Below are 16,959 nucleotides of genomic sequence, written 5' to 3'. Positions count from 1 at the left end.
AAAAGGAATAGGTGATGTCGTCGTTGCACATTTCGCAAGGTTCGTTTCGCTTAAGCGATACCCGTACCCTGACGCTGGAGACGCTGGATATTCAGGCCGGCGACAGTTGGGCCTTTGTTGGTGCCAACGGCAGCGGAAAATCCGCGCTGGCACGTGCACTTGCCGATGAACTGGTGCTGCTCAACGGCGAACGCAGCAGCGATTTCAAGCATGCGGTGCGCATCTCTTTCGAACAGTTGCAAAAGCTGGTCAGCGACGAATGGCAACGCAACAATACCGACCTGCTCAGCCCCGGTGAAGAAGACACCGGGCGCACCGTGGCTGAAATCATTCAGGAAGACGTCAAAGACCCCGCGCGCTGTGCGCAACTCGCCGAGCTGTTTGGCATTACTCCGCTGCTGTCACGCCGTTTCAAATACCTTTCAACCGGCGAAACACGCAAAACGCTGCTGTGCCGCGCGCTGATGCCACAACCCGATTTACTGATCCTGGACGAGCCGTTCGACGGGCTGGACGTGAATTCGCGTGCCCAGTTGGCTGCACTGCTGAGCGACCTTTCTGGGCATGGCTATACCCTGGTCCTGGTGCTCAATCGCTTTGACGAAGTGCCGGACTTTATCCGCCAGGTTGGCGTATTGGCAGATTGCACGCTGGCAAGCCAAGGGATACGCGAACAGGTCATGGCCGACGCGTTGGTCGCACAATTGGCGCACAGTGAAAATCTTGATGGCCTGGCACTGCCAGAAACGGAAGATCCAACCCAAACAACCACGTTACCGGCGGATCAACCGTTAATTGTCCTGCGCGACGGCATTGTCAGTTACGACGACAGACCGATCCTTAACCACCTCGACTGGCAGGTTAACCCCAAGGAGCACTGGCAGATCGTTGGTCCGAACGGTGCGGGAAAATCCACCCTGCTCAGCCTGATCACTGGCGATCATCCTCAAGGCTACAGCAACGATCTCACGTTGTTTGGTCGCCGTCGCGGTAGCGGAGAAACCATCTGGGATATCAAACGCCACATCGGTTACGTCAGCAGTAGCCTGCACCTGGACTACCGTGTCAGCACCAACGTCCGCAACGTGATCCTGTCCGGTTTCTTCGATTCGATTGGTATTTACCAAGCGGTATCCGATCGCCAACGGCAGTTGGCCGATCAATGGTTGGCGCTGCTGGGATTACAGGGAGAAGCGCCGTTTCATAGCCTGTCCTGGGGACAACAGCGATTAGCCCTGATCGCCCGCGCACTGGTCAAGCACCCGACGCTGCTGATCCTCGATGAACCACTTCAAGGGTTGGATCCGCTCAATCGTCAGCTGGTACGCCGGTTTATCGACGTATTGATCGCCCAAGGTAGCACCCAGTTACTGTTTGTCTCTCACCATGCAGAGGACGCGCCGCAGAGCATTACTCACCGCCTGAGCTTTGTCCCTGACGCTGCAGGATATCGCTATCAGCACGATGCATTAGCCTAATCCCCGAGAATGATGCGGATGGGTGGCAAGGCCACTCATCCGATGACATATCCGGCAACACTTCCTCCGTAACACATCACATTTGGCCTTTTATCATAAGGGGTAAAGGATTCGTTTCTGGAGACACTATGTCCGCCGCACTGATTATTATCGATCTTATTGACGATCTGATTGGCCCCAAAGGCCGTGCGAATCACTGTCGTGAACAGGCAGTGGCGCAAAATCTGATTGCCAACACCAATGCCGCAGCGGCTTACGCCCGTGTGCGTAAAATCCCGGTGATTTGGGTACGCGTCGGTTTTGCCGACGACTATCACGATATTCCCGCCCACTCTCCTTTGTTCAACCACCTAAAACAGATAGGCGCGCTGCGTTTGAGTAGCCCCGGTTGCCAATGGGATAAGGATTTACAGGTGTTGCCGGCAGATATTGAGTTTGAAAAGCATGGCGTCTCCGCCTTTGCCGGTAACAATTTGTTAGCCTGGTTGCAGGAACATCATTGCCACCATCTTTTGCTGGGCGGCGTCAGCACGCCACTGGCAATAGAAAGTACCGCCAGACAGGCGCACGATGCCGGTTTTCAGATCACGGTCTTACAGGATTTGTGTGCAGCCCCCACCCTGGAAATCCACCAGCAGAGTCTGGACCTTTTGCAGAATTTGGCGGAAATTTCCCGGTCGTCAACCTGGATGAAAGGTTAATAGCAACATTTGCGCTACTGCCCCGACCTTTACTGTAACTTCACTGTGTTACTATCCGACTTAGCGCTCAATTCCGCCATAATCACACGCCGCAAAGGCACTGAGCGCCGTGTACATATTTTAAAGGGACATAGTTATGTGGGGCGTACTGGCTGCTTCGTTATTCTTTTTGCCATTTAACCGGCTGATTGCCTGGTCAATTTTGGCCGCTTCAGCAGGGATGGGGATGTACCATGGGGTGCTTACTCCGCTCAGCCTGGCATGCTTATTGGGCATCGTTGCTCTCGCGGGGCTAAGGCACCATTTCCGCGCGCAGCGTAATCTCAGTGTCCTGTTCGAAGTGCTGGTCGTTGCAAGTTGTGTGGCGCTGTTCCTGCATCTGGTGCCGGGCATCAATAACCAATTGATGATCGACGGTGAAAAAGCGGGCCCGTTAAGCGCGCCTTTTACGATGTACTACAACTTCGACAAAGCGCTGGTGCCATTCCTTCTATTTGCTTGTTTGCCAACGTTATTTAAACGCGACGAACCGGAGAAAAGCAGAGGGTCATTGTCCTGGATAGCGTTGATTATCAGCGTTCCGGTTCTACTGCTGATAGCCGTGGCACTTGGCGGCCTGAAGATCGAGCTGCATACCCCATCCTGGATCCTGCCGTTCGTCATGGCTAACCTGTTCTTTGTCTGCATGGCTGAAGAGGCATTATTCCGCGGTTATTTGCAGCAACGTCTTAGCCAATGGTTGGGTGCCTGGCCGGCATTGATTATTGCAGCCGTGATTTTTGGTGCCGCACATCTGGCTGGTGGCATGTTGATGGTGGCTTTCGCCACGCTGGCCGGATTGATATACGGTCTGGCATGGATGTGGAGTGGTCGCTTGTGGGTACCTATTTTGTTCCACTTTGGGCTTAATCTGACACATTTGTTGCTGTTCACTTACCCGCTCTATCAACATTCCTGACACCTTTTAGCCGGTAGGTACCTGCCTGCCGGCCGTCCTGGTGAAAACGTTATCACCCATGTACGAATTCTTGTTTCCTTCCTGATATTCCTCGGACTGCATCACCGGCACTCCTTGCCGGCACACCTTGTGTAAGCGATTCCATTTTTCGCGCTAGATCACCTTTTCCCTCCGAAAGACGTGCTATCTTTTTGCCCATAGCTATCCATTTATATGCATTACTGGGCCGTTAGCGGCAGATGAAAGCGATTACACCCAGCCGCATCGACCAAGAAAAGGAACCGTCATGACGGAATTTAACCCAATCGATCACCCCCATCGGCGCTATAACCCGCTGACTGGGCAATGGGTATTAGTTTCACCGCACCGCGCCAAACGGCCTTGGCAGGGCCAGCAGGAATCCGCGCAGCAAGAAACACTGCCGCAGCACGATCCGAACTGCTTCCTGTGCCCAGGAAATACCCGCGTGACCGGCGATAAAAACCCGGATTATAAAAATACCTTTGTGTTCACCAATGACTTTGCCGCATTGACGACTGACACCCCACTGGCACCGGAAAGTGCAGACCCTTTGATGCGCTGCCAGAGCGCACGTGGTACCAGCCGGGTGATTTGCTTCTCCCCCGACCACAGCAAAACGCTGCCGGAGTTGACGCTTCCGGCGCTGGAATGCGTGATCGCAACCTGGCAAGAACAGACCGCCGATCTGGGGCGCAGCTATCCGTGGGTCCAGGTATTTGAGAATAAAGGTGCAGCGATGGGGTGCTCCAATCCCCATCCGCATGGGCAAGTTTGGGCCAACAGTTTCCTGCCAAACGAAGTCGAGCATGAAGATCGCCTTCAGCGCGCCTATTTCCAACAACACCAATCCCCCATGCTACTGGATTACGTTCAACGCGAACTGGCCGACGGCAGCCGCACCGTAGTGGAAACCGAACACTGGCTGGCTGTGGTGCCCTACTGGGCCGCTTGGCCGTTTGAAACGCTGCTGTTGCCGAAGCAGAGCGTGCAGCGTATTACCGATCTCAGTACCGCACAGAGTGGCGATCTGGCCGTGGCACTGAAAAAGCTCACCAGCCGCTACGACAACCTGTTCCAGTGCTCCTTCCCATATTCCATGGGCTGGCACGGTGCGCCGTTCAATGATGCGGATAACCGCCACTGGCAATTGCATGCTCACTTCTATCCACCGCTGCTGCGTTCCGCCACGGTGCGTAAATTTATGGTGGGTTACGAAATGTTGGCGGAAACCCAACGTGATCTGACAGCAGAACAGGCCGCAGAGCGTCTGCGCGCCGTTAGTGATATTCATTACCGTGAAGCCGGAGTCCAATAATGAGTTTGAAAAATCTTACCCACTCCCTGTTCAGCGAACGTTTTGGTTACGCGCCAGAGCTGACTATTCAGGCCCCTGGCCGGGTGAACCTGATCGGCGAACACACTGACTATAACGACGGTTTTGTGCTGCCGTGCGCCATTGATTACCAGACAGTAATCGCCTGTGCCAAACGCAATGATCGTCAGATCCGGGTCATTGCCGCCGATTACGACAACCAACAGGATCAATTCTCGCTCGACGCGCCGATCGTGAGCCACCCGAGCCAGCGCTGGTCCGACTATGTGCGGGGAGTGATCAAACACCTGCAACAGCGCAACGCCGATTTTGGCGGTGCCGATCTGGTGATCTCCGGCAACGTGCCGCAGGGTGCCGGCCTAAGTTCCTCTGCCTCGCTGGAAGTTGCTGTAGGCCAGGCGATACAGGCTCTGTATCAATTACCGATGGATGGCGTGGCACTGGCACTGAATGGACAAGAGGCAGAAAACCAGTTTGTCGGCTGCAACTGCGGGATTATGGATCAATTGATTTCCGCACTCGGTGAGAAAGATCATGCTCTGTTGATCGATTGCCGTTCACTGGAGACACGGGCGGTATCCGTACCGGAAGATATTGCCGTGGTCATCATCAACTCCAATGTAAAACGCGGTTTGGTGGACAGCGAATACAACACCCGACGCCAGCAGTGTGAAGCCGCAGCGCGCTTCTTTGGCGTCAAGGCGCTACGCGATGTCAGCCCAGATCTGTTTTTCCCGATCCAACATGAACTGGATCCGATCGTCGCCAAACGAGCGCGCCACGTGATCAGTGAAAACGATCGTACGCTGGCCGCGGCTGATGCATTGGCCGCGGGCGATATGACATTGATGGGCCGACTCATGGCGGAATCTCACGCCTCTATGCGCGATGACTTTGAAATTACCGTGCCGCCAATCGACCGGTTGGTAGACATTGTCAAAGCCGTTATCGGCGACCAAGGCGGGGTGCGTATGACGGGTGGCGGCTTTGGCGGTTGTATTGTTGCCTTGATGCCACAGGCATTAGTTGCCCCCGTGCGCGAAGCAGTAGCCCGTGAATATCCATTACAAACCAATGGGCTGAAAGAAACCTTCTACGTTTGCAAAGCATCCGAGGGGGCTGGTACATGTTGAGCGACAACCAGGCGCTGGCACCTGACGGCCAGCCCTACCAATTAACCCAGTTGAAAAACGCAGCTGGGATGACGGTAACCCTGATGGACTGGGGCGCTACCTGGCTTTCTGCCGTCCTTCCGCTGAAATCAGGCAAAACCCGCGAACTGCTGCTGGGCTGCCAAACGCCGGCTGACTATCTGCTGCAAGCGGCCTATTTGGGAGCCACCGTCGGGCGCTACGCTAACCGTATCGCGACCGCGAGCCTGCAGATTGATGGCAAGCGGCATCCTCTGGATGCCAATCAAGGGGAACACCAGTTACACGGCGGGCCAGAGGGTTTCAACGCCCGCAGGTGGCGAATTATTGAGCAGAGTGAACGTCAGGTCAGTTACGCCCTCCATTCGCCAGACGGTGACCAAGGCTTCCCCGGTAATCTCGATGTCCAGGTGTGCTATCAGCTCACTGCCGATAACCGGCTGGAAATCAGTTATCAGGCGCAAACCGATAGCGCCTGTCCCGTTAACTTGACCAATCACGCCTACTTCAACCTGGACGGTGAGGGCACCGATGCGCGCCACCAGCGGTTGCAACTGTTTGCCGACCGCTATCTGCCGGTCGACAGTGATGGGATCCCCTGTGCTGCGCTTACACCGGTAGAAGGCAGTGGCATGGATTTCCGTCAACCAAAAACATTGCTGCAGGATTTTCTGCGCGACCGCGACCAACAACGTGTAAAGGGCTACGATCACGCCTTCCTGCTGCACCGCACATGCGCTGCGTTAGACAGCCCGGCTGCGCACCTGTGGTCGGCAGATGGCCAGGTGAAAATGAGTGTCTTCACCACTGCACCGGCATTGCAGCTCTACAGTGGCAACTATCTGGGCGGTACCCCAGCGCGTGACGGGGGCAGCTACGCAAATTACGCTGGCGTGGCTCTTGAAAGCGAGTTCTTACCGGACAGCCCGCACCATCCAGAATGGCCGCAGCCCAATTGCTGGCTGCAACCCGGCCAACGTTATCAAAGCGCCACCCATTATCAGTTTTATCCTATCTGACCCGCTACGCCCCTTGCCATGCGGCAAGGGGCCGTTTGTTATAAATACTTACCTTTTTACATCTCCCCCCTGCCGGCCGTTACCTTTCCTTATTCCAAACCTCGCACTAGAATCAGGCTACGGTGATAAGCACAACACCTTGTGCAACGTCACAATTTTCGGCCAGCCCGGCCGGTCAATAGCTGAAGGAACACCTATGCGTCTGATTACTGCACTTCCATTACTGGCAGGTTTACTGCTTAGCACCAATCTGATGGCGGCTGAAACGGCAACAAAAACACCTTCACCCGCCCAGGCCGCGCAGCAGAAACGCATGACCGATTGTAATCAACAGGCCTCTAGCAAAACGCTGAAAGGCGCGGACCGCTCCACCTTTATGAGCACCTGCCTAAAATCCGAAGGTACCGCTGCGACGAAAACGCTGACACCGCAGCAGCAGAAAATGAAAACCTGTAACGCCGATGCCAAGACCAAAAGTCTGAAAGGCGACGAACGTAAAACCTTTATGAGTAATTGCCTGAAAAAATCGGCCTGATTCCCCTGCTCTTGCCGCACGGCTGAATTCCCTTTAGCCGTGCGACTTTCCCTTTCGGCGCCCGCCTGAACGATTCAGCTTTTCCTCAGCACAGCACTTACTTTGCGGCAAGAAATTGGCTATGGTTAAACACTATCGATTGCCGAGCCACTGGCCGCGGCAATATAATGATTTTCGTTATCATTGAAATGTCAGATTATTAAGGAGTTAAGCTATGGCTGTAACTAAGCTGGTTCTGGTGCGTCACGGCGAAAGCCAGTGGAACAACGAAAACCGCTTCACCGGTTGGTATGATGTTGATTTGTCAGACAAAGGCCGTACCGAAGCAAAAGCAGCAGGCAAGCTGTTGAAAGATGAAGGTTTCTCCTTTGACTTTGCTTACACCTCCGTACTGAAGCGTGCAATCCACACCCTGTGGAACATTCTGGACGAACTGGATCAGGCTTGGCTGCCGACGGAGAAATCCTGGAAGCTGAACGAGCGTCACTACGGTGCGCTGCAGGGTCTGAACAAGGCTGAAACCGCAGAAAAATACGGTGATGAGCAGGTTAAGCAATGGCGTCGCGGTTTTGCCGTCACCCCACCAGAGCTGACCAAAGATGATGAGCGTTACCCGGGCCACGACCCACGTTACTCTGCGCTGACCGAAAAAGAGCTGCCACTGACTGAAAGCCTGGCCCTGACTATCGATCGCGTGATCCCGTACTGGGACGAAGAAATTCTGCCACGTATCAAAAGCGGTGAGCGCGTTATCGTTGCGGCACACGGTAACTCCCTGCGTGCACTGGTGAAATACCTGGATAACCTGAGCGAAGACGAGATCCTCGAACTGAACATCCCAACCGGCGTGCCGTTGGTGTATGAGTTTGACGAGAACTTCAAGCCGATCAAACGTTACTATCTGGGCAATGCCGACGAGATCGCTGCTAAAGCGGCCGCCGTGGCAAACCAGGGTAAAGCGAAGTAATTTTCGCCCGTTGATCTAAAAAGCCCCCGGTTTTGGCCGGGGGCTTTTTTTATGGCGCAAAGCGAGCTTTATTTGGCGCGTCGCGCTTTCACGGCTTGCGCGAGTTCGCGCAATACCGTCTCGGTATCCGCCCAGCCGATGCAAGCATCGGTGACGCTTTTGCCGTAAACCAGCGGCTCGCCGCTTTCCAGGTTCTGATTACCTTCCACCAGATGGCTTTCGATCATCACACCCATGATCGCCTTTTCACCCCCGGCGATCTGCCCACAAACGTCGGCATTCACGTCCAACTGCTTCTTGAACTGCTTGCTGCTATTCGCGTGGCTGAAATCGATCATCACCTGTGCAGGCAGACCCGCTTTGACCAGGCCTTCTTTGACTTCTTTCACATGTGAAGCGCTGTAGTTCGGTTCTTTGCCGCCACGCAAAATGATGTGGCAATCGCCGTTACCGCTGGTATTCACAATCGCCGAATGGCCCCACTTGGTGACCGACAGGAAACAGTGCGGTGCGCTGGCAGCATTGATGGCGTCAATCGCGACCTTGATGGTGCCGTCAGTACCGTTCTTGAAGCCAACCGGGCAAGACAGGCCGGAAGACAGCTCGCGGTGTACCTGGGATTCTGTAGTGCGTGCGCCGATCGCGCCCCAGCTCATCAGATCCGCCAGATACTGCGGGGTGATCATGTCGAGGAATTCGCCAGCTGCCGGCAGACCGCTGTCGTTGATATCCAGCAACAGTTTGCGTGCCAGACGCAGACCGTCGTTGATCTGGAAGCTGTTATCCATTTGTGGATCGTTGATCAGGCCTTTCCAGCCCACGGTGGTGCGCGGTTTTTCAAAATAAACACGCATCACGACTTCCAGCTCGCCACTCAGCTCCTGACGCAGTGACAGCAAGCGGCCCGCATATTCTTTGGCCGCTTTGGTATCGTGAATAGAGCAAGGACCGATGACAACCAGCAAGCGATCGTCACTACCACGAAGGATCTGATGAATAGCATTGCGTGCCTTGGACACCGTCTCTGCTGCGCGTTCAGTCGCCGGAAACTTTTCTAACAGGGCCACCGGTGGCAGGAGTTCCTTAATTTCTTTAATGCGTAAATCGTCGTTTTGGTAATTCATAACTTTTCCATTCGGTATCGAGAGGCGGTATTTCACAAAACGCATACCCTATGAATTTCAAGTTGCAGCTAGGCACCCAGTTCACTCATCCCCAGGCGCTTACTTAAGTAAGTCACTGGGGTGAGTGAGTGCAGGTAACAACGCTGCAACTTGAAAGGCGACGGGTATAGATCCCACCAATTTAGCCTGTGAGGGTAGCGCTGTAAATCACCTTTGCCGCCCGCAGAATGAACGGCCAAATTAACAGTAGATTGTGCTGTTTCATCAGGGGAGCGTAGTGGCTCCTTTTTCGTTATGCTAACAACCAGGATACAGTTACTCGAGCCAAACCATGCCCTCTCTGTTATTAGTTGATGACCACCCGGTGGTTCATGTCGCACTGGAAGCGGCGCTAATCAAATCGTCCCGCCCGTATCACCTGCAGGCGGTACAAGACGATGTCCAGGCGCTGAGCCAACTGGCCATTCGCGATTTTTCGTTGGTGATCCTCGATATTGGCCTGCCGCAGGTAGATGGCCTGCAGCTGTTGAAAAAAATCCGTCGTCGCTATCCACAGCAACCGGTCTTGATCTATACCGCACAGGAAGAAGACATTTATGCCCGTATGGCCTATGCAGCAGGTGCCAATGGGTTTGTCCATAAGGGCAGCCGACTCGAACAGCTGGTGCAAGCGATTGAAACTGTACTCGATGGTGCCCTGAGCTTTCCCGACACGGCAATGGCAGAAGAAACTCAGTCAGTGGAAGGGGCGCTGCTGACCCCAAAAGAGCTGCAGGTTCTCGGATTACTCAGCAAGGGACTGTCTAATCTGCAAATTGCCGACATGCTGAGCATCAGTAACAAAACCGTCAGCACCCACAAGAAGAATATTTTGCGCAAAACCGGTGCCAGCAACCTGCTGGAACTGGTAGCGGTATTTAAAGAGCTAACGCCATGATGCGTGGCGTTCTATTGTTGTTAGCCCTGCTGTTGTGTTTAGGTAAAACCGCGCAAGCGGGGCAACCGGTGCGCTACCAACTGGTCAGCAACCTGAGTATCCCTCCCGATATGCTGATCGCCAGTGAGAAAAACCCCTGGCGCGACGCCAGCCTGCGCATCGGGATCATCAGTGAAAACACCAGCCCCTATAACATCATTGTGGATGACGATTTTTACGGCCTGAACGCCGACTACCTCGGTTACATACAGCAGGTCACAGGCATCCACTTTCAAATCTACGGCTTTACCGATCTGGCACGCCTTGAGCAGGCATTACATAACGGCACTATCGATCTGGTGTACGGCATTCCGCAAAACGAAGCGCTGCATAATCTGAAAGTCTCTCAGCCTTATTACGTCAGTAACTTACGTGTACTGCGAGATCGCAGTAATGACCGTCAGGTGATGCTCAATTCCGCCAATGCACGGGTGGCGATCAGTACCTTAACCGATATGCAGGCCGGTAACGCGTTGAAAGCGATCTCCCCTCACGTACAGCGTTATGACAATAACTTGCAGGCGGTATATGCCTTACTGAACGGCAGCAGCGACTACTTTATTGCTGACGAAGCCAGCGCCAGCTTTATTATTGACCAATTGCAGCTCGGGCAGCTTTATCAGATCGAAAGTACCGTTAATCTCGGGAATTTGTCGTTCGTCTTTGCCGCCGCCAACCCGCAACTGATAGACACTCTCAATATTGCCATCGCCGATACCCCGATGGAGTTTATGAATGCCATTCAAAGCCGCTGGAGCAAAAAAATCCCCAGCTATCTCGACACTGGCAACGCCGATCTGACCCAAATGGAAAAAAGTTGGGTGGGAACCCACCCTACCGTTTATTACGCCGCCATTGAGAATAACTTTCCGTTCGCCTACCGCGGTGCCGGTGGGCAGCCGCGCGGCTACGCAATCGACATTTTGAATATCATTGCGCAGAACACCGGGCTGCGCTTTATGCCGCTTTGGGCACGTAATGCCGAGGAGGCGGACCAACTGGTGCAATCCGGTCAGGCCAGTTTCCGAACGGCACTGCCATTAGCCCGTGGCGTTAAAGCGCGCTACAGCGCCAGCATGCCAATCCACCGCTCGCTGTGGGGGGTTTACATTGGCCAACACACCAACGGCATTTCCACCTGGAGCGATCTGGCCGGCAAGCGTATCGGGGTGTTGCAGGGGGACCTGGCTCAAGGGCTTGTTCCCCCCGATGAAGAGCTGATCCGTTTTACCGACAGCAAAACCCTGTATGACGCGTTGGCCAACGGCCAAATAGATGCGCTGGTAGATAATGTGATCTCAGCAAACTTTGTCGCCCTGTCACGCTATTCTGGTGCGATAAAACTGGCGTTTGCCGCCAATAACATTGCCTACCCAGTGGCCTTCGGTGTACGTCAGGATCAGCCGTTGCTGTTAGCTATCCTCGATAAAAATCTGATGCAGATCCCGTCAGAAACGCTGCAATCATTACGCGATGAATGGATTGTCGATCGCAGCAACTTGATTGATGCCGTGAACGAAAACCGTATGCAGCCACAAACCACCTGGCTTTTAGCGCTGCTGGCAGCAGCAATCTTGCTGTTGCTGGGGCTGACACTTCGCCGCTTTGTGCTTCAACGACGAGAAAAGCGCGAGCGTGAAGTGCTCGAGCAGGCACGCCGACATGCTGAAGCGGAAAATCGCATGAAAAGCAAATTTTTGGCTACCGTCAGCCATGAACTGCGCACGCCAATGCACGCTATTCTCGGCTTGCTGGAGCTGGAGCTAAAGCGCCAGCCAGCCCCTGAGGGATTACCGGTCATTTACAGCTCAGCGTCATCGTTACTCAACTTACTCAATGACTTGCAGGATCACGCAAGGTTGGAAACCGGCTCGCTGACATTAGTGCCCAAAGCTGTGACGCTGCGCCCCTGGATTGACCACATCAGCGCCCTGTATCAACCACTGATTGGCGAACGCCCGATGAGATTCAGTGTGAATGCGGCCGACAACCTACCCACCGCCGTTCTTGTTGATGGTGAGCGTTTACTTCAGGTAGCTAACAATCTGATAAATAATGCGATTAAATTCACCCCCCGCGGCACTATTCAGGTGAATATCGATTGGCACGCGTCCGCCGCGCCTCAGGGGGACCTGTGCCTGACGGTGGCCGACAGCGGCTGCGGTATCGCCGCCGACGAGATAGACAAGCTGTTCCAACCCTTTTACCGCGCGCGCAGTGCACAGCGCGTATCCGTGCAGGGTACCGGGCTGGGTCTGTCTATCTGCAAGGAAATCGTCGAGCAAATGGGTGGCCATATTGCGCTACATTCACAACCCAGCGTGGGCACCCAGGTTTATGTTAGGGTGCCAGTGACTCGGATCGCGGCTGATCGGGCAACCCACCCGGCTGACAAAACGTTCAATTTACCGTCGCCAACCCTACGCGTGGCACTGATCGACGATCATCCCACCAATCTGTTGCTGATGGAGCGGCAATTACGCCACTTCGGGCTACGACCAACCCTGTTCGAACAGGGCTATACACTGCTGAAAGCCCACCGCCAGCATCCGTTTGACCTGCTGTTTATTGATTACAATATGCCGCGCCCGGACGGCCTGACACTGGCACGATTGATACGCCGGGACGAACAACGCCACCACCTTCCCGCCTGCCAAATTATTCTGTGCTCGGCAGATGTGCAGGAATTTACTCGCATCCCATCAGGACGGGTGGCGATCGATCGGTTTTTAACCAAACCTATTTCGCTGTCGGCTATCGCTCAAGTATTACCGCAGCAGCCGCAGGTGACAGAGCAACAGTTAGTCCTCACTGACCTACAACAGACTCTGATCGAGATGGCGGGTAATGATCACGCGATGCTCCAACGTCTGGCGACAACACTGCTGGCAACGTTACAGCAAGACCGACAACGGCTTGAAAAGGCGCGGCAGAGCCAAGATTTATCAGCATTGGGGCAAAGCGCACATCGTATTAAGGGCAGCCTGTTGATGCTGCAACTGCCGGCAGCAGCAAACCTGTGCCAGCACCTGGTAGAAAGTGGCCGTGAAGGAACATTAAATCAGGCCGCCTATACTGAATTAAGTGTGTTAGTGGAACAGATACTGATAGAACTGGCGGGTCTGGTCAGCACTGACAAGTCGTATTTCGCTATGCATAAGGATGAATAATGTCGGACGCCCCACATGTACACCAGCCAAAAGACAGTAATAGTAAACGCCTACTGACCGCTTTTTTAGTCACTGCGGTATTTATGGTCGCCGAAGTCGCCGGTGGGTTAATTTCCGGTTCACTGGCACTGCTGGCAGATGCCGGCCACATGCTCACCGACGCCGCAGCGCTATTGGTCGCGCTAATGGCGGTGCACTTCTCGCAACGTAAACCCAATGCACGCCACACTTTTGGTTATCTGCGCCTGACCACTCTGGCGGCTTTCCTCAACGCTGCCGCGTTGCTGGTGATTGTTGTATTCATCCTGTGGGAGGCCATACGGCGTTTCTTCGAACCACAGCCAGTGATGGGTACGCCAATGCTGATTATCGCCATAGCGGGGCTGCTGGCTAACCTGTTCGCCTTCTGGCTGCTACACCGTGGCAGTGAAGAGAAAAATATCAATGTACGCGCCGCTGCATTGCACGTGCTGGGGGATTTACTGGGATCCGTGGGTGCCATTGCGGCCGCCATTGTGATATTGACCACCGGCTGGACCCCAATCGACCCAATACTCTCGGTGTTGGTCTCCTGCCTGGTCATACGCAGCGCTTGGCGGCTGTTGAAAGAAAGCTTCCACGAGCTGTTGGAAGGCACACCGCAGGAGGTGGATATCAACAAGTTGCAAAAAGACCTGTGCCTGAATATTCCGGAAGTACGTAACATCCATCATGTGCACGTCTGGCAAATTGGTGAGCAGAAGCTCATGACACTGCATGCGCAGGTGATACCGCCAAACGATCACGATGGCCTGCTGTATCGCATCCAGGCTTACCTACTGGAGCACTACCGGATTGGCCATGTCACCATTCAGATGGAATACCGGCATTGTGATACGCCCGACTGCGGAATTAACCGCGCGCCCGAGCCAAGTGACCACTTACATTCTGGCTCCTATTCTCACCTGGGGCATCATCACTAAAACACGTAGGGCACCTAATAAGGTGCCCTAACAATTTATATGTGGAAGATTATGAGGCGGAAGATAAAGGCCGCGATTGGTTACTGCTCGCGCTCTTGATCCACAGCCAGGAGCCGTTCAGCGCAATCAGCGTCAGAATTACGTATTCCAGCGCCATGGCATAAACCCCCTGGTAGGCGAAAATCGCTACGCTAATCACGTCGATCACCACCCACAACAGCCAGTTCTCCACGTATTTGCGGGTCATCAAAATCATCGCCACGATTGACAACACCATCATGGTTGAGTCCCAGAACGGGAAGGCATCCGGCTGCAACTGCGGCATTTGCACGCTCAGACCCAGGCTCTGCATCACCGCGACCGCAATCTGCGTCAGCCAGGCAAACACAGGGTCAATATTGAACGTCATCAGGGCAATACCGATAATACACACGGCAGCCCACGCCAGCGCTTTCGGCAACGACAACCAACGGATTTTCAATTCAGCCTGGTTATCCTGAGTCTGACGGCTCCAGGCGTACCAACCGTAGATATTGGCAACAAAGAAGAAGAGCTGCAGCAGCAGGCTGGCGTAGAGCTGAATTTGGAAGAAGATCACCGCAAACAACGTGACGTTAATCAAACCAAACAGGTAGTTGATAATCTTCTCTTTGCTGGCATACCAAATGCACAGCAAACCGAACAGGGTGCCAATGGCCTCAATCCAAGAAAGATCGTAGCCTCCGGCCCCCAACGGGATATGCACCAAAATATTGCTGGTACTGAAAAAGCTCATTTTATCATCCTTATTAAGCGGTTAATCTGCCCTCAGGCGTTCCCTTTTACCTGCATTTTTAATTGCGCAGCGAAATCCAGCATCCGGTTCAGTGGGATCAGGGCCTTCTGGCGTAGCGTAGCATCGACGTGTATCTCATGCAGTGCGCCACCTTGCTCCAGCCCATCAGCGATGGCCTTCAGGCCATTCATCGCCATCCACGGACAGTGTGCGCAGCTTCGGCAAGTGGCGCCTTCACCGGCAGTAGGCGCTTCGAATAATTCTTTGTCCGGACAGGCTTGTTGCATCTTATAGAAAATACCGCGGTCGGTGGCGACAATCAGCTGCGGATTAGGCAGCGTTTGTGCCGCCTGAATCAATTGGCTGGTTGAACCCACCGCATCTGCCAGATCAACCACTGCCTGAGGCGATTCGGGATGCACCAGTATCGCTGCGTCTGGGTACAAGGCCTTCATACGCATCAAGGCCTGGGTTTTAAACTCGTCATGGACGATACAAGCGCCCTGCCAGCAAAGAACATCGGCACCCGTCTGCTTTTGCACATAGTTACCCAGATGGCGATCCGGTGCCCAGATGATCTTTTCACCCAAGCTGTCGAGGTGCTCAATTAATTCAACAGCAATACTGGACGTCACGACCCAGTCGGCACGTGCTTTTACCGCCGCGGAGGTATTAGCGTAGACCACCACGGTACGATCCGGATGGCTATCACAAAAGGCATTGAACTCTTCTTCCGGGCAGCCAAGATCCAATGAGCATTCCGCATGTAACGTCGGCATCAGCACCTGCTTTTCCGGGCTGAGGATCTTGGCGGTTTCCCCCATAAAACGGACGCCGGCAACCAGCAGAGTCGACGCCGGGTGATTGCTGCCGAATCGTGCCATCTCCAGCGAATCCGCCACGCAGCCGCCCGTTTCTTCAGCCAACGCCTGGATTTCCGGATCGGTATAATAATGGGCTACCATCACCGCATTACGTTGCTTGAGCAGCGTTTTAATTTTCTCGCGATAAAACGCCTTCTGCGCAACATCCAGCGGCACGGGTTTAGGCGGGAACGGATACACCGCCGCGTTCACATCAAACATTTCACTCATCGCTACAATCTCTGTGCTAGGCTGGGTGTCTGCCGCAAGGGTGCTCCCCCTACTACAACCCATTCGTTTTATATACTAAACAAAATACCTAAAATAGCGCGAAAAGTCCGCTGATATTTTTGCGTTTACGCTAGTTGTGTTTAATACATTAAAAATATTGGGATAATGAAGTTCAAAAGAGAGCCGTGCGGGGGTCTAAAAGGGATTAATCAGCGCAAAGGGGCGGGATTGATTCAGCCTTATGGCCTCACCCTTCGGGCAACGCTGCGCGTTGTCGTATCGCTGCGCGATGCTCGAACCTGAACGCAGGTTACTCGTCTCTTTCAGAGACTCGCCCTTCGGGCCAGCGCAAGCGCTGTTCAAAAGCGTATACGCTTTTGTCTCACCACAGGATTCGTGCGTTATGCGATATTCGAGTTTGGGAAAAGTGCTGAAGTACTTTGAGAAATGGTGGGTCGTGCGGGATTGATTCGGCCGTTGGCCTCACCCTTCGGGCAACGCTACGCGTTGTCGTATCGCTGCGCGATGCTCGAACCTGAACGCAGGGTCTCACCCACACGATTCGTGCTTTATGCCAATCAAGATTTTTAATAATAAGGGGAGGTATTTCTTTAAGAATGGTGGGTCGTGCGGGATTCGAACCTGCGACCAATTGATTAAAAGTCAACTGCTCTACCAACTGAGCTAACGACCCA

Annotated in this window: 14 protein-coding genes, 1 tRNA gene and 1 other RNA gene; 11 read left to right on the top strand and 5 right to left on the bottom strand. The window is 53.9% G+C overall.

Features of this window, described 5'->3' with window-relative positions; translation table 11 throughout:
* The first annotated feature begins 14 nt into the window (after window positions 1–14).
* The 8 genes from modF (at window position 15) to gpmA (ending at window position 8,163) form a co-directional block, all read left to right on the top strand.
* On the top strand, window positions 15–1,478 hold the full coding sequence (gene modF / locus AC2FCQ_RS13850) for a molybdate ABC transporter ATP-binding protein ModF (protein WP_490308590.1): 1,464 nt from the start codon (window positions 15–17) through the stop codon (window positions 1,476–1,478).
* A 128-nt stretch (window positions 1,479–1,606) separates the two neighbouring features.
* Window positions 1,607–2,179, top strand: coding sequence for a cysteine hydrolase family protein (locus AC2FCQ_RS13845; RefSeq protein ID WP_490308591.1), 573 nt, complete (start codon window positions 1,607–1,609; stop codon window positions 2,177–2,179).
* A gap of 136 nt (window positions 2,180–2,315) precedes the next feature.
* On the top strand, window positions 2,316–3,137 hold the full coding sequence (locus tag AC2FCQ_RS13840) for a CPBP family intramembrane glutamic endopeptidase (protein WP_490308592.1): 822 nt from the start codon (window positions 2,316–2,318) through the stop codon (window positions 3,135–3,137).
* A 286-nt stretch (window positions 3,138–3,423) separates the two neighbouring features.
* Window positions 3,424–4,473, top strand: coding sequence for a galactose-1-phosphate uridylyltransferase (galT, locus tag AC2FCQ_RS13835; protein WP_490308593.1), 1,050 nt, complete (start codon window positions 3,424–3,426; stop codon window positions 4,471–4,473).
* Entirely contained in the window at window positions 4,470–5,624 is a 1,155-nt protein-coding gene (galK, locus tag AC2FCQ_RS13830; protein ID WP_314587329.1) for a galactokinase, read from the top strand. The genes galT and galK overlap by 4 nt, the downstream gene beginning before the upstream one ends.
* Window positions 5,618–6,661, top strand: a complete 1,044-nt coding sequence (gene galM / locus AC2FCQ_RS13825; RefSeq protein WP_490308595.1) for a galactose-1-epimerase — start codon at window positions 5,618–5,620, stop codon at window positions 6,659–6,661. Before galK ends, galM begins: the two co-directional genes overlap by 7 nt.
* Window positions 6,662–6,857: 196 nt before the next feature.
* A complete protein-coding gene (locus tag AC2FCQ_RS13820) occupies window positions 6,858–7,196 on the top strand; it encodes a PsiF family protein (protein ID WP_209636224.1) in 339 nt (112 codons plus the stop codon).
* 214 nt (window positions 7,197–7,410) lie between these two features.
* Window positions 7,411–8,163, top strand: coding sequence for a 2,3-diphosphoglycerate-dependent phosphoglycerate mutase (gene gpmA, locus AC2FCQ_RS13815; RefSeq protein WP_004941818.1), 753 nt, complete (start codon window positions 7,411–7,413; stop codon window positions 8,161–8,163).
* A gap of 68 nt (window positions 8,164–8,231) precedes the next feature.
* On the opposite strand, the gene aroG is transcribed toward gpmA, so the two are convergent.
* Window positions 8,232–9,287 carry a 3-deoxy-7-phosphoheptulonate synthase AroG gene (gene aroG, locus AC2FCQ_RS13810; RefSeq protein WP_209636226.1) on the bottom strand — a complete coding sequence of 352 codons (1,056 nt, stop codon included), beginning with the start codon at window positions 9,285–9,287 and terminating at the stop codon, window positions 8,232–8,234.
* A 331-nt stretch (window positions 9,288–9,618) separates the two neighbouring features.
* On the opposite strand from aroG, the gene AC2FCQ_RS13805 reads away from it, so the two are divergent.
* From AC2FCQ_RS13805 to zitB, 3 genes are read left to right on the top strand one after another with little or no spacing between them, the layout of a single operon-like run.
* Window positions 9,619–10,224 carry a response regulator gene (locus AC2FCQ_RS13805; protein WP_209636228.1) on the top strand — a complete coding sequence of 202 codons (606 nt, stop codon included), beginning with the start codon at window positions 9,619–9,621 and terminating at the stop codon, window positions 10,222–10,224.
* Window positions 10,221–13,433 carry an ATP-binding protein gene (locus tag AC2FCQ_RS13800; RefSeq protein WP_490308596.1) on the top strand — a complete coding sequence of 1,071 codons (3,213 nt, stop codon included), beginning with the start codon at window positions 10,221–10,223 and terminating at the stop codon, window positions 13,431–13,433. Before AC2FCQ_RS13805 ends, AC2FCQ_RS13800 begins: the two co-directional genes overlap by 4 nt.
* Window positions 13,433–14,395 carry a CDF family zinc transporter ZitB gene (zitB, locus tag AC2FCQ_RS13795; protein ID WP_490308597.1) on the top strand — a complete coding sequence of 321 codons (963 nt, stop codon included), beginning with the start codon at window positions 13,433–13,435 and terminating at the stop codon, window positions 14,393–14,395. The genes AC2FCQ_RS13800 and zitB overlap by 1 nt, the downstream gene beginning before the upstream one ends.
* Window positions 14,396–14,444: 49 nt before the next feature.
* Here zitB and pnuC read toward each other — a convergent pair whose 3' ends face one another.
* The 4 genes from pnuC to AC2FCQ_RS13775 form a co-directional block, all read right to left on the bottom strand.
* Window positions 14,445–15,170 (bottom strand): nicotinamide riboside transporter PnuC, encoded by a 726-nt coding sequence (gene pnuC, locus AC2FCQ_RS13790; RefSeq protein WP_490308598.1) that lies wholly within the window; start codon window positions 15,168–15,170, stop codon window positions 14,445–14,447.
* Window positions 15,171–15,202: 32 nt separating this feature from the next.
* The gene (gene nadA / locus AC2FCQ_RS13785; protein WP_265554318.1) at window positions 15,203–16,264 is read right to left on the bottom strand and encodes a quinolinate synthase NadA; all 1,062 of its coding nucleotides are present in this window, start codon (window positions 16,262–16,264) and stop codon (window positions 15,203–15,205) included.
* A gap of 448 nt (window positions 16,265–16,712) precedes the next feature.
* Window positions 16,713–16,837: non-coding RNA, RtT sRNA (locus tag AC2FCQ_RS13780), on the bottom strand.
* 45 nt (window positions 16,838–16,882) lie between these two features.
* A tRNA-Lys gene (locus AC2FCQ_RS13775) sits at window positions 16,883–16,958 on the bottom strand.
* Window position 16,959: the final 1 nt, after the last annotated feature.

This window comes from Serratia sp. CoH_134_PS_4, assembly GCF_058190535.1.
Note: the sequence above shows the minus strand (reverse complement) of the source record. Positions and strands in the feature narration are given on the sequence as shown.